The 14,906-nt window shown below is 72.1% G+C and carries 15 protein-coding genes; 6 read left to right on the forward strand and 9 right to left on the reverse strand.

Annotation, left to right across the window (positions count from 1 at the left end; translation table 11 throughout):
• The 4 genes from JJ683_RS17320 to rimP form a co-directional block, all read right to left on the reverse strand.
• Positions 1–279: translation initiation factor IF-2 N-terminal domain-containing protein (locus tag JJ683_RS17320; protein ID WP_200175953.1), on the reverse strand; the 279-nt coding region annotated here is incomplete at its 3' end.
• Positions 280–479: 200 nt separating this feature from the next.
• Positions 480–836 (reverse strand): YlxR family protein, encoded by a 357-nt coding sequence (locus tag JJ683_RS17325; protein ID WP_200175973.1) that lies wholly within the window; start codon positions 834–836, stop codon positions 480–482.
• 23 nt (positions 837–859) lie between these two features.
• Positions 860–1,975, reverse strand: a complete 1,116-nt coding sequence (gene nusA / locus JJ683_RS17330; protein ID WP_200175954.1) for a transcription termination factor NusA — start codon at positions 1,973–1,975, stop codon at positions 860–862.
• On the reverse strand, positions 1,972–2,547 hold the full coding sequence (gene rimP / locus JJ683_RS17335; RefSeq protein ID WP_200175955.1) for a ribosome maturation factor RimP: 576 nt from the start codon (positions 2,545–2,547) through the stop codon (positions 1,972–1,974). Before rimP ends, nusA begins: the two co-directional genes overlap by 4 nt.
• Before the next feature lie 145 nt (positions 2,548–2,692).
• Between rimP and JJ683_RS17340 the strand changes: the two genes are divergently transcribed.
• Both JJ683_RS17340 and JJ683_RS17345 read left to right on the forward strand, forming a co-directional pair.
• On the forward strand, positions 2,693–3,304 hold the full coding sequence (locus JJ683_RS17340) for a hypothetical protein (protein WP_307811016.1): 612 nt from the start codon (positions 2,693–2,695) through the stop codon (positions 3,302–3,304).
• Positions 3,301–3,807 (forward strand): ferritin-like domain-containing protein, encoded by a 507-nt coding sequence (locus JJ683_RS17345; protein WP_307811017.1) that lies wholly within the window; start codon positions 3,301–3,303, stop codon positions 3,805–3,807. The genes JJ683_RS17340 and JJ683_RS17345 overlap by 4 nt, the downstream gene beginning before the upstream one ends.
• Before the next feature lie 72 nt (positions 3,808–3,879).
• Here the strand turns inward: JJ683_RS17345 and JJ683_RS17350 are convergent, their stop codons facing one another.
• Entirely contained in the window at positions 3,880–5,640 is a 1,761-nt protein-coding gene (locus tag JJ683_RS17350; protein WP_200175957.1) for a proline--tRNA ligase, read from the reverse strand.
• Positions 5,641–5,732: 92 nt separating this feature from the next.
• On the opposite strand from JJ683_RS17350, the gene yaaA reads away from it, so the two are divergent.
• Positions 5,733–6,479, forward strand: coding sequence for a peroxide stress protein YaaA (gene yaaA / locus JJ683_RS17355; RefSeq protein WP_200175960.1), 747 nt, complete (start codon positions 5,733–5,735; stop codon positions 6,477–6,479).
• Positions 6,480–6,528: 49 nt separating this feature from the next.
• Here the strand turns inward: yaaA and cobA are convergent, their stop codons facing one another.
• Complete coding sequence (cobA, locus tag JJ683_RS17360; protein ID WP_200175979.1) at positions 6,529–7,773, reverse strand: uroporphyrinogen-III C-methyltransferase; 1,245 nt, start codon at positions 7,771–7,773, stop codon at positions 6,529–6,531.
• A gap of 97 nt (positions 7,774–7,870) precedes the next feature.
• A complete protein-coding gene (gene mqo / locus JJ683_RS17365) occupies positions 7,871–9,367 on the reverse strand; it encodes a malate dehydrogenase (quinone) (protein ID WP_307811018.1) in 1,497 nt (498 codons plus the stop codon).
• A 182-nt stretch (positions 9,368–9,549) separates the two neighbouring features.
• Between mqo and JJ683_RS17370 the strand changes: the two genes are divergently transcribed.
• Entirely contained in the window at positions 9,550–10,659 is a 1,110-nt protein-coding gene (locus tag JJ683_RS17370; RefSeq protein WP_200175962.1) for an alpha/beta hydrolase, read from the forward strand.
• Positions 10,656–12,083: a mycothione reductase gene (locus tag JJ683_RS17375; RefSeq protein WP_200175964.1), complete on the forward strand. Its 1,428-nt coding sequence runs from the start codon at positions 10,656–10,658 to the stop codon at positions 12,081–12,083. The genes JJ683_RS17370 and JJ683_RS17375 overlap by 4 nt, the downstream gene beginning before the upstream one ends.
• Positions 12,084–12,137: 54 nt before the next feature.
• Here JJ683_RS17375 and JJ683_RS17380 read toward each other — a convergent pair whose 3' ends face one another.
• Together JJ683_RS17380 and map are read right to left on the reverse strand one after the other, a co-directional pair.
• On the reverse strand, positions 12,138–12,770 hold the full coding sequence (locus JJ683_RS17380) for an alpha/beta hydrolase (RefSeq protein WP_200175966.1): 633 nt from the start codon (positions 12,768–12,770) through the stop codon (positions 12,138–12,140).
• Between the two features lie 132 nt (positions 12,771–12,902).
• On the reverse strand, positions 12,903–13,760 hold the full coding sequence (gene map / locus JJ683_RS17385; protein ID WP_200175968.1) for a type I methionyl aminopeptidase: 858 nt from the start codon (positions 13,758–13,760) through the stop codon (positions 12,903–12,905).
• Positions 13,761–13,815: 55 nt separating this feature from the next.
• Here map and galT point away from each other — a divergent pair, with 55 nt between their 5' ends.
• Entirely contained in the window at positions 13,816–14,892 is a 1,077-nt protein-coding gene (gene galT, locus JJ683_RS17390; RefSeq protein ID WP_200175970.1) for a galactose-1-phosphate uridylyltransferase, read from the forward strand.
• Positions 14,893–14,906 lie beyond the last annotated feature (14 nt).

Here is a 14,906-nt window from a genome sequence, read left to right on the forward strand (position 1 = left end):
CGACGGGGCACCGCCCGGCTTCGGGGCCGCGGGCTTGGCCGCAGGGGCCGCGCCCTTCGCCGGCGCAGCCGGCTTCGGCCCCGACTTCACCGCCCCGTCTGCGGCCGCGCCGCCGGCGGGCGTATCGAACGATTGACGAAGCCGCCGCGCGACGGGCGCTTCCACCGTCGACGAAGCGGACTTGACAAACTCGCCCTGGTCCTTAAGACGGGCGAGAACTTCCTTGCTTGTGACACCGAGTTCTTTAGCCAACTCGTGCACGCGGGCCTTGCCTGCCACTACTCTCCTCACTTGTGAGGCCGAGCGGCTCAGGCCCGCACGACCCCGGGTTACGGATGGACGTTCATCGCTGGTACTTCACGGTGTGCTCATGAGTTTCAGTCAGTCCTTCTCAAGAGGTCCTTCTTCTTGCCGCCGCGGCCGCGGCGGAACTCCTCCGCCCCGGTCACCCGGCGCCGAATGCCCGCGGGGTTCCACGGTCACCGACCGTCCGCCCCGTCGCGCACCGGCGTCGTGTGCGCCATGTACTCGACCAGCGGACGCGTGTCCGGGTTTCCCCGCACACGCAAGGCCCGGGCGAATGCACGCCGCCGCTCCGCGGCGCGCATGCACTCCCAGGTGGGATGGATCCACGCTCCGCGGCCCGGCAGCCTGCGCCGCGGGTCGGGCACGACGCTCGCCGCGGCCGCGTCATGCGGAGCGCTCACGCCTGCCTTCGCCTCCCGCCCCGGACGGAACACCACCCGGAGCAGGTCGGACCTGGACTCGCGGCCACGACACCCCACACAAGTGCGCACCGGTGCGGCGCTACCGCCGCTCCGGTGCCGTGCTTCCATGCCGAATCGGGCCATCAGTGAGTCTACCGCTCCGGATCGGTCAGAGGCGAACCCGGCTCGGATCCGCGTGCCCCGCCCCCCTGCGGACCGGCAGCCGGCGACGCCTCCGGCTGCTGCGCGCCGCCGGCCGGTACCGCCGGCTCGGCGTCGCTGCGGATGTCGATCCGCCACCCGGTGAGCCTGGCGGCCAGTCGGGCGTTCTGCCCCTCTTTTCCGATCGCGAGGGACAGCTGGTAATCCGGGACGACCACGCGCGCCGCCCTCGCCACTTCGTCCACCACCGTCACCGAGACGACCTTGGACGGCGACAGTGCGTTGCCGACGAACACCGCCGGGTCCTCGTCGTAGTCGATGATGTCGATCTTCTCGTCACCGAGCTCGCGCATGACGTTGCGCACCCGCTGCCCCACCGGGCCGATGCACGCGCCCTTGGCGTTGAGACCGTCGGCCGTGGCATACACGGCGATCTTCGATCGGTGCCCCGCCTCCCTGGCCACGGAGAAGATCTCGACTTCACCGCGGTCGATCTCCGGGACCTCCAACGCGAACAGCTTGCGGACGAGATTCGGGTGCGTGCGTGAGAGGGAGATCTGTGGGCCGCGCTGCCCGAGGGACACGCCCACGACGTAACACTTGATGCGGTCGCCGTGCTCGTACGTCTCGCCGGGGACCTGTTCCGCCTGCGGGAGGATGCCCTCCACCGCGCCGGTGTCGTCGCCGATGCGCACGACGACCATGCCGCGCGCGTTCGCCGCGGAGTCACGCTGCACCACTCCGCCGACGATCTCGCCCTCGCGCGCCGAGAACTCCCCGTAGGTCTTCTCGTTCTCCGCATCCCGCAGCCGCTGCAAGATCACCTGCCGGGCGGTCGTCGCCGCGATACGGCCGAAACCCTCGGGGGTGTCATCCCACTCCGAGACCAGGTTGCCGTCGTCGTCGGCCTCTTTGACGAGGACCCGCACCGCGCCCGTCTTCTCGTCGATGTCGATGCGCGCGTCCGGGTGCGCACGGGTGTCGTGCCGGTCGGCCGTGTGCTTGTACGCCGTGAGCAGCGCTGTGCGCAGGGCGTCGAGGATCGCGCCGCGGGGGATCTCCTTCTCCTGCTCGAGCGCGTTGAGCGCACCCAGATCGATATTCATTTGTCCTTCTCCTTCGCTGCAGTGCCCGGAACCGCCCGCTGCGGGCCGTCGGGCGCCGTATCCGCCGGCCCGCCGGAAAGCGCGATCTCCCGCGGATCCGGCTTCGAGAACTCCACCTGCACGACGGCACTGACGACTCGGTCCAGCGCGATCCGCCGCACTGCCGGACCGGCGCGGTCGGGGATCACCAGATCCACGACGGCGGGATCCTGCGCGGTGTCCAGGACTCCGACGCGTCCGATCAGCTTCTCCTCTTCCGTGCGCACCTCCGCGCGACGTCCGCGGGCACGCCGCCAATGCCGGGGCAGTGTCAGCGGGCGGTCGACACCCCGTGAGGTCACCTCGAGCGTATACGGGCTCCGCCCCGTGTCCGCACCGTCGAGCACGCCGGAGACCAGGTCGGTGAACTCCACCACATCGTCGAGCGACAGGCCGTGCTCCGAGTCGAGGACCACGCGCACCACCGACTTGGCGCCGGCGGCGGTGACCTCCACGTCCTCCACCTCCGCCCCGTCGCGCCGGACGGGCTCGGTCAGCAGCGCCATCACCTGCTCGCGTGTCGGGACCGGCATCGTCTCGTTCTCCTCACTCGATACGCGCCGCGGCCGCCCGTCCGGGTTGCCGCGTCCCGCGATCACATGCCGGACGCGGACGCGGCGGCGCGGTACACGCTACGGGTGTCCAGACTATCGCGCCAATACTGGCAGACTGTCCCGCGTGCGTCTGCTTCCCACACGAACCCCGCGCGGCACCGCCGGCACCCCCGGCGCCCCGTCGCCCCACGTCACCGCCCCTGCGCACCGGGGCGCCGGGGTCCTGGAACCGGCCGCCACGGTGTCGAGACGGTCCCTGCTGCGCACCTCGGGCACGGTGATGCTCGGCGGTGGCGCCCTCGCCGTGGTGGGCGTCACCACCGCCGCGTGCACCGTCGGCTCCCCTGCGCCGGAGGTGGATCCGCTCCAGTCTCTCGCGGATCAGGCCGGTACCGACGCCGCCTACGCCGCGCGGCTGACGGCCGCGGACCCGGACCGTGCACAGGCATTGCAGGAGATCGCCGCCGAGCGACGAGCGCACGCGGACGCGCTCACTGCCGAGATCCACCGCGCGGCCGGAACCACCCCGGACACCACCGACGCGACCACGACCGTCCCCGCTTCCGACCCCTCAGCGCCGCTCGCGCCGCCGACGCTCGACGGGCTGCGCGCGCAGCTCGCAGACTCCCGGCGCTCCGCCGCGGACGCGGTACCGGACCTGACCGGATACCGCGCCGGCCTCGTCGGCTCCGTCGGCGCTTCCTGTGCCGCAGAACTGAAGGTGCTGATCCCGTGACCGAAACCCCTGCCGCCACAAGCGCCCCCGCCGCCGCCTCGGCCGTGACGGACCCCGCGCGGCTCACCGACGCCGACATCGCCGCACTGACGGCCGCTTTGGGCGCCGAGGACGCCGCGCTGTACGCGTACGGCACCGCCACCGCTTTCGCGCGGCCCGACCGTCTTCCACAGATCGCCGAGCACGCCGCCGCGCACCGCGCCCGGCGCGCGGCGGTGATCGGGATCCTCACGGCCGCAGGCGCGCCGGTACCGCCGTCCGCCGCCGGCTACACACTGCCGTTCCCTGTGGACGACCCGGTGTCCGCGGCCCGCCTCGCCGTCGTGGCCGAGCACGATTGCGCCGTCGCCTGGCGCTCCGCGCTGGAGCACGCGGACTCCGCCGGGGTTCGCGACTTCTCCGCCACCGCGCTCGCGGACGCCGCGGTCCGGGCCGGAAAATGGCGCGTGGCGCTGGGGACCGTGCCCGCGACGGTGGCCTTCCCCGGCACGCCCGAAGCCTGAGGCGCTGCCGTCGTCAGAGGCGCCGCAGGCCATGATCCCGGACGCCGCGGGCCGCGTCACCGGCTCCGAAGACTAGCGGCCTATCGCGGCGCGGATCTCCGCGGCGGCCTGCTCCGCCGGGACCGTGCGGGTCTCGCCGCTCATCCTGTCGCGCAACTCGACCGTGCCTTCGGCCCAGCCCCGCCCCACCACGACGACGAGGGGCACGCCAAGCAGCTCGGCGTCCTTGAACTTGACGCCCGGCGAGGCTTTGCGGTCGTCGAGCACCAGAGTGACACCGGCCGCGTCGAGACCGGCGGCGAGTTCTTCGGCGCCGACCTTCGCCTGCTCGTCCTTGTTCGCTATCACCAGGTGCACGTCGGCCGGGGCCGCTTCCGCCGGCCAGCGCAGACCCTTGTCGTCGTGATGCTGCTCCGCGAGCACCGCCACCAGCCGCGAGATCCCGATACCGTACGAACCCATCGTGGGCCGCACCGGCTTGCCGTTCTCGCCCAGCACATCCACTGCGAAGGCGTCGGTGTACTTGCGCCCCAGCTGGAAGATATGGCCGATTTCGATGCCGCGCGCCGCCCGCAGCACCCCGCCTCCGTCCGGCGACGGATCGCCGTCTCGCACGTCGGCCGCCTCGATGGTGCCGTCGGAGGTGAAATCACGGCCGGCCACCAGGCCCACCGCGTGCCGCCCGTATTCGTCGGCGCCGGTGATCCACCGGGTGCCCTCCGCGACGCGCGGATCGACCAGATACCGCACCCCGTGCTCGGCCAGGGCCCGCGGCCCGATGTAGCCGCGTACCAGGAACGGATGCGCCGCGAAGTCCCCGGCGTCGAGCATCGCCACCTCGGCGGGCTCCAGCGATGCCTCGAGGCGCTTGCCGTCCACCTCCCGGTCGCCGGGGACGCCCACCGCCAGCAGCTGCCACTCGCGGCCCGGCTCACGCACCTTGACCAGGATGTTCTTGAGCGTGTCGCCTGCGGTCACGGCACGGCCGTACTCGTCCGCGACGCCGCCCGTCCCGTTCGCCCAGTCGACGAGGGCCTCGATGGTCTCCGTGCCAGGGGTGTCCCTCACCAGCGCCGCGGGGGCGTCGTCCCATGCGAGTGCGGGCGGCGCGGGAGTGGTCACGGCCTCGACGTTGGCGGCGTACCCCGTCTCGGCGCAGCGCACATAGGTGTCCTCGCCGGCCTCGCTGACGGCAAGGAACTCCTCGGATGCGCTGCCCCCCATAGCGCCCGAGGTGGCCGAGACGATGACGTACTCGACGCCAAGGCGGTCGAAGATCCGACGATACGCCCCCCGGTGGGCCTGGTATGACGCGTCCAGTCCCGCGTCGTCGAGGTCGAACGAGTACGAGTCCTTCATGACGAACTCACGCCCGCGCAGGATCCCGGCGCGGGGCCGCTCCTCGTCACGGTACTTCTCCTTGACCTGGTACAGCGTGACCGGGAAGTCCTTGTACGAGCTGTACTCGCCCTTGACCGTGAGCGTGAACAGCTCCTCGTGCGTGGGGCCCAGCAGATAGTCGGCGCCCTTGCGGTCCTGCAGCCGGAAAAGGGCGTCGCCGTACTCGGCCCAGCGGTTGCTGGTCTCGTAGGGGTGGCGCGGCAGCAGCGCGGGCAGCGAGATCTCCTGCGCGCCGATGCCGTCCATCTCCTCGCGGACCACCTGCTCGACCCTGCGCAGCACCCGCAGGCCCAGCGGAAGCCACGAGTAGACGCCCGGTGCGATCCGGCGCACGTATCCGGCGCGCACCAGCAGCTTGTGACTTGCGACCTCGGCGTCGGCGGGATCGTCGCGCAGGGTGCGCAGGAACAGGTGGGACAGGCGAATGATCACGGGTACTCAGCCTAGTAGGCGTGCGCACGGGCCTCGCATCAGCCACCGGCGCGCCTCCGGGCGCGACGGCCGGTGCACTATCGTCATCACTCGTGTTCGTGCTCCTGCCCCCGTCCGAGACCAAGGCACCCGGCGGCGACGGCCCCGCCCTGGACCTGTCCACGCTGTCCATGCCCACCCTGTCCGACACCCGCAAACGCCTGGTCACCACCCTGGTGGAGCTGGCTGAGGATCCCGACGCCGCGATGGCGGCGCTCAAGCTCGGCCCGCGGCAGGCCGGGGAGGTCGAGCGCGACCGGCGGCTGTGGGAGTCGCCGACGATGCCGGCCCTCGACCGCTACACGGGCGTGCTGTTCGATGCGCTCGACGCGCCGTCGTTCACTTCCGCTCAGCGCCGCCGCGCCGCCGCCCGCTTGGGCGTCGGTTCGGCGCTGTTCGGTGCGCTGCGCGCCGGCGACATGATCCCCGCTTATCGGCTCTCGGCCGCGTCGCGGCTGCCGGGGATGGGCACGCTGGCGGCGCAGTGGAAGCCGGACCTCGCCGAGGCGATCCGCGCGGCGGCGGACGACGGTCTGATCGTGGACCTGCGCTCGGGCGGATACCGGGCCCTGGGCCCGGTGGCCGAGGCCGTGACAGCGACCGTGCTCACCGAGATGCCGGACGGCACCCGCAAGGTGGTGAGCCACTTCAACAAGCATCACAAGGGACTGCTGGCCCGCTCACTGGCCACCGCGCCGACAGCGCCGTCCGACCTGGACGGCGTGGCCCACGCCGCGGAATCCGCGGGCATGCGCGCGGAGATCACGGGCGCACGCGAGCTCGCCATCATCACGAACTGACGGCACGCACCGCCAGACGGCACCCACGACCATGCCGGCGCCCCGCCGATCAGGCTCCGGACTGTGCCCTCTCGCCCGCGCGTGCGCCGACGTCGACGACCGGGCCGATCACGGTGACCGCCGGCGGCCGCACCCCGGCCTCCTCAGCGCGTTGCGCGATCTCCGCCAGCGGCGCCCGCACCACCCGCTGGTGCGCCGTCGTGCCCTCCTGGATGATCGCCGCGGGCGTGTCCGCGGGTCGCCCGGCCGCGATGAGCGCCTCCGCGAACGCCGCCAGCCTGCGCACGCCCATGAGGATCACCACTGTGCCGGACAGCCTGCCCAGCGCGTCCCAGTCGACGAGCGAATCGGCATGGCCGGGGGCGAGGTGCCCGCTCACGACCACCACCTCGTGAGCCACGCCGCGATGCGTCACCGGCACATCCGCCGCCGACGGCACCGAGAATGCGCTGGTGATGCCGGGGACGACGGTGACCGGGACGCCCGCGTCCGCGCAGGCCAGCAGCTCCTCGAACCCGCGGCCGAACAGGTAAGGGTCGCCGCCCTTGAGCCGCGCCACGAACCGCCCGGCGCGGGCATGCTCGATCAAGAGCGTGTTGATGTGCTCCTGCTGCATCGACCGCCCGTACGGGAGCTTGGACGCATCGACCACCTCGGTGCCCGGCGCCAGCTCCGCGAGCAGTTCGGCGGGGGCGAGGTGGTCGGCGATGACGACGTCCGCGCGTGCGAGCAGCCGCCGCCCGCGCACGGTGATCAGCTCGGGGTCGCCGGGGCCGCCGCCGATCAGCGCCACCCCCGCGGCCATCGGTCCTTCGCCCACGGCGGACAGGCCCGACTGCATCGCGCCGCGCAGCGCCGTGCGCAGGGCGGCCGAGCGGCGGTGGTCGCCGTGCGCCACCACGCCGACGGTCGCGTCGCCGTGGCGCGTCGTCGCGGGCGTCACCGCACTCCCCTGCGCCCCGGCATCCGAGCGCACGCAGAAGATCCGGCGCTCCTCCGCCTCGGCGGACGCGGCCTGGTTGGTCACGGAATCGTCAGTGGCCACGATCACGTACCAGGCGCCGGCGAGGTCTCCGTGGCGGTATCCGCGCGCCTCGTGTCGCACGCGCCCGGCCGTGGCAAGCGCCTCGACGGCGGCGGTCACCTGCGGCGAGACCACCGTCACCAGCGCGCCCGCCTCGAGCAGCAGCGGCAGCCTGCGTTGGGCCACCGAGCCACCGCCGACCAGCACCACCGGCCGGCCCCGCAAATGCAAACCCGCGAGGTAGGCCGGGGCGGTGGACGCCGCGACCAGCCGGGTCACCGCATCACCGCACCCGGGGCCACCAGCGCCAGGGCTGTCGGAACCGGGGCCGTTTGCCCCGAAAGCACCGTCCGCGGGCACCTGACCGTCAGACACCGGCGGGCTGCGCCGGCACAGGCGACGACGCGTCCAGCTGGAGCGCGGAGTCGGTCCACTTCCAGACCTCGTCGAACAGGGCCTTGTCGTCCGCAAGCGACACCCCCAGCGACGGCACCATCTCCTTGAGCTTGGACCGCCAGCCCGCGTACCGCTGGGGGAAACACCGCTCGAGCACGTCGAGCATGGCGTGCACCGCCGTCGACGCGCCCGGGGAAGCGCCCAGCAGGCCGGCGATGGTGCCGTCCGCCGAGTTGAGGACGGCGGTTCCGAACTCGAGCGTTCCGCCCATGCCGTTGCGCTTGATCACCTGTACGCGCTGGCCCGCGGTGATGAGCTCCCAGTCCTCGGACCGCGCTTCGGGCACGAAGGCGGAGAGCGTCTCGATGCGCCCCTCCTCGGACTTGGCGAGCTCGCCGATGAGGTACTTGGTCAGGCCGAACTCCGTCAGCCCCACGCCGACCATCGACATGAGGTTGTTCGGCTTCACCGACAGCGGCAGGTCGGTGAACTTGCCGGCCTTGAGGAACTTCGGCGACCAGCCCGCGTAGGGGCCGTACAGCAACCCGCGCTTGCCCCCTATCACGCGCGTGTCCAGGTGCGGCACGGACATCGGCGGCGCTCCGACACCGGCCTTGCCGTACACCTTGGCGGCGTGCTGGGCGATGAGCTCGTCGTTGTTGCAGCGCAGGAACTCACCGCTGACGGGGAATCCGCCGTACCCCTTGGCCTCGGGGATGCCGGACTTCTGCAGCAGCGGGAGCGCACCGCCGCCCGCGCCGACGAAGACGAACCGGGCGTTGATCGAGTACTCCTCGCGGCTGCGCAGGTTGCGCACGCCCACCTTCCAGCTTCCGTCGGAGAGCTGCTTGAGCCCCGTCACCTTGGACCCGAAGGTGAGCGTGGCGCCCTCGCGGCCCAGGCTCGCCAGCAGCTGCTTGCTGAGCGCACCGAAGTTGACGTCGGTGCCCGCGTCGGTCCAGTTGATGGCGACCGGGTCGGAGAAGTCGCGTCCCCGCGCCATCAGAGGCAGGCGGCGCGAGAATTCGTCCTCGCTGGTGGAGAACTCCATGCCCTGGAACAGGGGGTGCCCGGCGAGGGCCTCGTACCGCTTGCCCAGGTATTCCACGTCGTCCGCACCGTGCACGAAGCTCATGTGCGGGATGGGGTTGATGAACTCACGCGGCTCCGGAAGGATGCCGCGCTCCACCGCGTAGGACCAGAACTGGCGCGAGATCTGGAACTTCTCGTTGACGCCGACCGCCTTGGTGATATCCACCGAGCCGTCCGCCGCCTGCGGGGTGTAGTTGAGTTCGCACAGCGCCGAATGGCCGGTGCCCGCGTTGTTCCACGGATCGCTGCTCTCAGCGCCGGCGGCGTCGAGCTTCTCGACGAGCGTGATCGACCACTCAGGCTGCAATTGCCGCAGCAACACGCCCAACGTCGCGCTCATGATGCCCGCCCCGACGAGGACGACGTCGGTCTTCACTCCTTGGGGGCTGCGCCTTGCACCTGAGGGATTCGCCACGGGAACTCAACTTCCTCGGTCTGTGTGAGACATGGATCTTCTCCGAGGTTACTCGGGGGTCGCCGCCATACCGAACCGGACCACACCCGTGGAGCGACCATCGTCACCTCCGGCGCGGGGGCCCACGCCGATAGCCTGAAGCCATGACGTCCCCCGCGTGGCACCGTGACGTGCTCGGCCCCGGCTTCGAGGCGCTCAGGATCCCCCTGGGCGACGACCCCGACGGTGAGGGCGAGATCACTGCGACCCTGGTACGCTGCAACCCCGCGGAGTTCGACGCTCCGGCCGCCGATGCCACCGCACCCGACACGGGGCGCGCCGTGCTGTACGTGCACGGATTCACCGACTACTTCTTCCAGCGCCACCTGGCCGAGCACTTCACGGCCCGCGGCGTCGCGTTCTACGCCCTGGATCTGCGCAAATGCGGGCGCTCCCTGCGCCCTGGCCAGACGCCGCACTTCGTCCGCGACCTCGCGGTATACGACGAGGAGCTCACCGGCGCCCTCGCGCGGATCCACGCGGACACCGGCGCACGGGTGCTGCTCATGGGCCATTCCACCGGCGGGCTGATCCTGCCGCTGTGGCTCGACCGGATGCGCCGCGATGCCGCACCCCCGCCCGCACCGGTAAGCGGACTGGTGCTCAACAGCCCGTGGTTCGACCTCCAGGGCCCGCCCTACCTGCGTTCGGTGGGCACCGTCGCCGTCGACGTACTCGGACGCACACGCCCGACGACGGTCATCCCCACCGCGCTGTCCGAGGTCTACGGCGCCGCGCTGAGCGCCACCCATGGCGGTGAGTGGACCTACGACCTCGACTGGAAGCCGCTGACCGGCTTCCCGGTGACGGCGGGGTGGCTGCGGGCCGTGCGCCACGGGCACGCCCGCCTGCACCGGGGTCTCGACGTCGGCGTGCCGTCGCTGGTGCTGCGGTCGACGCGCAGCGTGTTCACCACCATGCCGTCTCAGGCGACGCGCTCCGCCGACACCGTGCTGGACGTCGACCAGATCGCCCGCTGGTCGGGCTGCCTGGGCGGGCAGAACACCGTCGTGCCCATCGACGGCGCGCTGCACGACGTCTTCCTGTCCTCGCCCGGCGTGCGCGCCCACGCCTTCCGCGTACTCGACCGCTGGACCGACGCAGTCCTGCCCGGAGCAGGTTCCGTCGATCCGGACCGCATCGCCCTCGGGGCCGCCCCGGCCCCTTCGGACCACCACGACAGCCACGAACACACAGAGGAGAACGCCCGATGACCGACCCCGCCCCGTCCTCCGCAGACCCCGCCGGCGCCGAACACTTCGACGTCGCGGTGATCGGCACCGGTTCCGGGAACACCTTCCTGGACGAGCGCTACGCCCACCTGAAGGTCGCGCTGCTCGAGGAGGGGGTGTTCGGCGGCACCTGCCTCAACGTCGGCTGCATCCCCACGAAGATGTTCGTCTACGCCGCGGACGTGGCCGAGACCGCCCGCGGCGCCGCACGCTACGGGGTGGACGCCCACGTGGACGGGGTGCGCCGCGCGGACATGGTCGGCCGGATCTTCGGCCGCATCGACCCGATCTCCGCGGGCGGCCGCAAGTACCGCGTCGAAGACTGCGACAACGTCACCGTATTCGAGGGGCACGCGCGGTTCGTCGCCCCCCGGACCCTCGACACCGGCACGGGCAGGATCGTTACGGCCGACCAGATCGTGCTGGCCACCGGGTCGCGCCCGATCATTCCCGACGCGATCGCCCGCTCCGGAGTGGACTACCTCACCAACGAGGATGCGATGCGTCTCGAGGCGGCGCCCGAGCACATCATCATCGTCGGCACCGGGTTCATCGCCGCCGAGTTCGCGCACATCTTCTCGGGACTGGGCTCGCGGGTGTCGATCATCGGCCGCAGCGGCCGGATGCTGCGCCACCTCGACGACGAGATCTCCGCGCACTTCACCGGCCTCGCCGGGCGGCGGTGGGACCTGCACCTGTCGTCGCCCGTGCGGTCGGCCCGGCGGCGGACCGACGGCACCGGGGCGGAGGTGGAGCTCGACGACGGCACCCGGCTGTCGGGTGACGCGCTGCTGGTGGCGACGGGCCGGGCCCCCAATGCCGATCTCATCGGCGCCGCCGCCGGCGGGATCGACCTCACCGCCGACGGCCGGGTGCAGGTGGACGAATATCAGCGGACCACCGCCGACGGCGTCTTCGCGCTGGGCGACGTGTGCTCGCCGCACCAGCTCAAGCATGTCGCCAACCACGAGGCGCGCGTGGTGGGCGACAACCTGCTGGCCGAGCGTGCCGCCGGCGGGCGGCCCGCGGAACTGCGCGCGGCCGACCACCGTTTCGTGCCGTCGGCGGTGTTCACCCACCCGCAGATCGCGGCCGTCGGGCTCACCGAGGCGCAGGCGCGTGCACAGCACGCGAACGTCACCGTCAAGGTGCAGCGCTACGCCGACGTCGCCTACGGCTGGGCCATGGAGGACGACGAGGGGCTGTGCAAGGTGATCGCCGACCGCGACACCGGCGCGCTGCTGGGCGGGCACATCATCGGCGCGCAGGCCTCCACGCTGATCCAGCCGCTGATCCAGGCGCTCTCCTTCGGGCTGGGTGCCGCCGAGATGGCGCACGGGCAGTACTGGATCCACCCCGCTCTCACCGAGGTGGTCGAGAACGCGCTGCTGGGCCTGGAGCTCTGACCGCGGATCCCCGGGACGGCGGGCGCCGTGCAACGGCCGGCGTCCGCCTGCGCCTCACCAGGGGTTGCTGCGCAGGATGATCTCGGTGGCCAGCCCGGCCGCCAGTGCCTCGCCCCACTGTGCGGCGTCCCCGGGCTGTGCGGCGTCCCCGGGCTGCGCGGTGCCCCGCGACTGCGCCCCGCCCCCGGCCGGCTCCACGACCCGGAAGTCCGAGTAGACGTGCCGCCCACTGGCGTACGCCTGCACCCGCGCCTCTGCGGTGGTGAGCACCAGCGTGGTCGCCACGTCCACGGCCGGGCAGCCCTGATCGAGCACCGCGCCGTCCACGTCCGCGACGGCGGGGTGGCCGCCGTCGAGCACCACCAGGCTGCTCACCCGGCCGAAGTGCCGTGCTGCCGTCTCCCACGCTGCCGGCGCCGCATCGCCGATCCCGACGAGGTTCACCCAGTGCAGACCGAGCTGGTCGAGTGCCGACGCCACCTCCTCGTGCGTGGGGGCCGGGGCACCCGTGTCCCATACGAAGCTCTGCAGGCCCGAGGCCTCCAGCCGCTCGGTCAGCGGCGCGATCCGCGGTACCGGAGCGCCGTGCGCCGCGCCCGCGAGGATGAGCACTCCGGGCGCGCCGTCCGCCCCGCCGACGATTACCGTGCGGGGCTGCCCGCTGATCGTGATGCTCCGTTCGGTCATGGGAGACCACGGTACGCGGTGACAGCCTGCCCGGGGGCATGTCCCGGCGTGCGGCGCGCCACTCCGGCACACGCTCCGGATCCGTACCGCGGGCGCCGGTCCACCGCTGCCGGGCGCGCACGCCCGCAGCCGTCAGGACAGCGTGAGGATCTCCGCGCCGGAGTCCGTGACCACCAAGGTGTGCTCGAACTGCGCCGTCCACGAGCGGTCGGCGGTGACCACGGTCCAGCCGTCGTCCCACATCTCGTAGTCGACCCCGCCGAGGGTGATCATCGGCTCGATGGTGAAGGTCATGCCCTCTTCGATCACGGTGTCCACGTTCGGCTCGTCGTAGTGCAGGACCACCAGGCCGTTGTGGAAGGTGGGGCCCACCCCGTGCCCGGTGAAGTCCCGGACCACCCCGTAGCCGAAGCGGTTTGCGTAGGACTCGATGACCCGGCCGATGATGTTGAGCTCCCGGCCGGGCTTGACGGCCTTGATCGCCCGCATGGTGGCCTCGTGCGTGCGCTCGACGAGCAGCCGCGCCTCGTCGTCCACCTCGCCCGCGAGGAAGGTCGCATTGGTGTCGCCGTGCACGCCGTGAATGTAGGCGGTGACGTCGATGTTGACGATGTCGCCGTCGGCGATCACCGTCGAGTCGGGGATGCCGTGACAGATGACCTCGTTGAGCGAGGTGCAGCACGACTTGGTGAATCCCCGGTACCCGAGCGTGGACGGGTAGGCGCCGTGGTCGCACATGTACTCGTGGGCGATGCGGTCGAGCTCGTCGGTGGTGACCCCCGGCGCCACGGCGGCGCCCGCCTCCGCCAGCGCCGCGGCGGCGATCTTCGAGGCCGTGCGCATGGCCTCGACGGTGTCCGCGTCCTGCACCCACGGCTCGCTGCCCTCGCGCGCGGTGGGCTTCCACGCGTACTCGGGGCGCTCGATGCCGTTGAGGACGGAGCGTACGGGGGTGGGGTCGCCGGGGGTGAGCGGTGCGCGTCGGGCCATGGGCTCGAGCCTATCGCCGCGCAGCGGTGGCGGGCGCACCGGACGCTCCGCCACCATGGGATCCGTGACCGACGTCCCCCTCGTGCGCAAGACCTCCACCACGCTGTCCGACGGCCGAGCCCTGCACTATTTCGACGACACCGAGCCGTACTTGTCCGGCCGCGCCACCCGCGCTCTGCACGATCCGCGGCCCCCGTCCCCGCGCGCCGCCCCCGGTGGCCTGCGGTGGGATGCGCGCACCGGCGACTGGGTGACGATCGCGTCGGCCCGCATGGACCGCACCCACCTCCCCGGGCCGGGGGAAAACCCGCTGGCCCCGTCGACCGCCCTGCGCAGCACCGAGATCCCGGCGCACGACTACGACGTGGTGGTGTTCGAGAACCGGTTCCCCGCGCTTCCCCGTTGCGAGGTGATCTGCTACTCGTCCGACCCGGCGGCCACCGTCGGCTCGCTGCCCGCGCGGCGGATGCGCACGGTGATCGAGGCGTGGGCGGACCGCACGGCCGTGCTGGGCGCGGCGGACGGGGTCGAGCAGGTGTTCTGCTTCGAGAATCGCGGCGTGGAGACGGGCGTGACGCTGACCCACCCGCACGGGCAGATCTATGCGTACCCGTTCGTGCCCCGCGAGGCCGCAACGGTGCTGCGTCGCGCGCGCGAGCACCGCACGGCCACCGGCGGGAACCTGCTGCGCGAGCGAATGCTCGGCGAGCTCGACGCCGGCACCCGTGTGGTGGCGTCCGGACGGCACTGGGCGGCCTACGTGCCGCACGCAGCACGCTGGCCTGTGGAGGTGGAGGTGGCGCCGCTGCGGGACGTGCCGGACCTGTGCGCGCTGGACGACGACGAGCGCGCCGAGTTGGCCTTCCTGTATCCGGAGCTGATGGCGCGGCTCGACCGGTACTTCAGCACCGCCGACGGCGCGCCGATCCCGCTGCCGTACATCGCCGCCTGGTACCAGGCCCCCACCGCCGCCGACGACGGTGACTTCCGGCTGCACCTGCGGATCATGTCGATGCGCCGCTCCCCCGACAAGCTCAAGTACCTGGCCGGATCCGAATCGGCCATGGGCGCGTGGATCAACGATGCCGTCCCCGAGGAGATCGCCGCCCGCCTGCGCGAGGCGGCGCGATGACGCCCGCCGGCCCG

The sequence above is a fragment of the Tomitella cavernea genome (genome assembly GCF_016599145.1).
Taxonomy (GTDB): Bacteria; Actinomycetota; Actinomycetes; order Mycobacteriales; family Mycobacteriaceae; genus Tomitella; species Tomitella cavernae.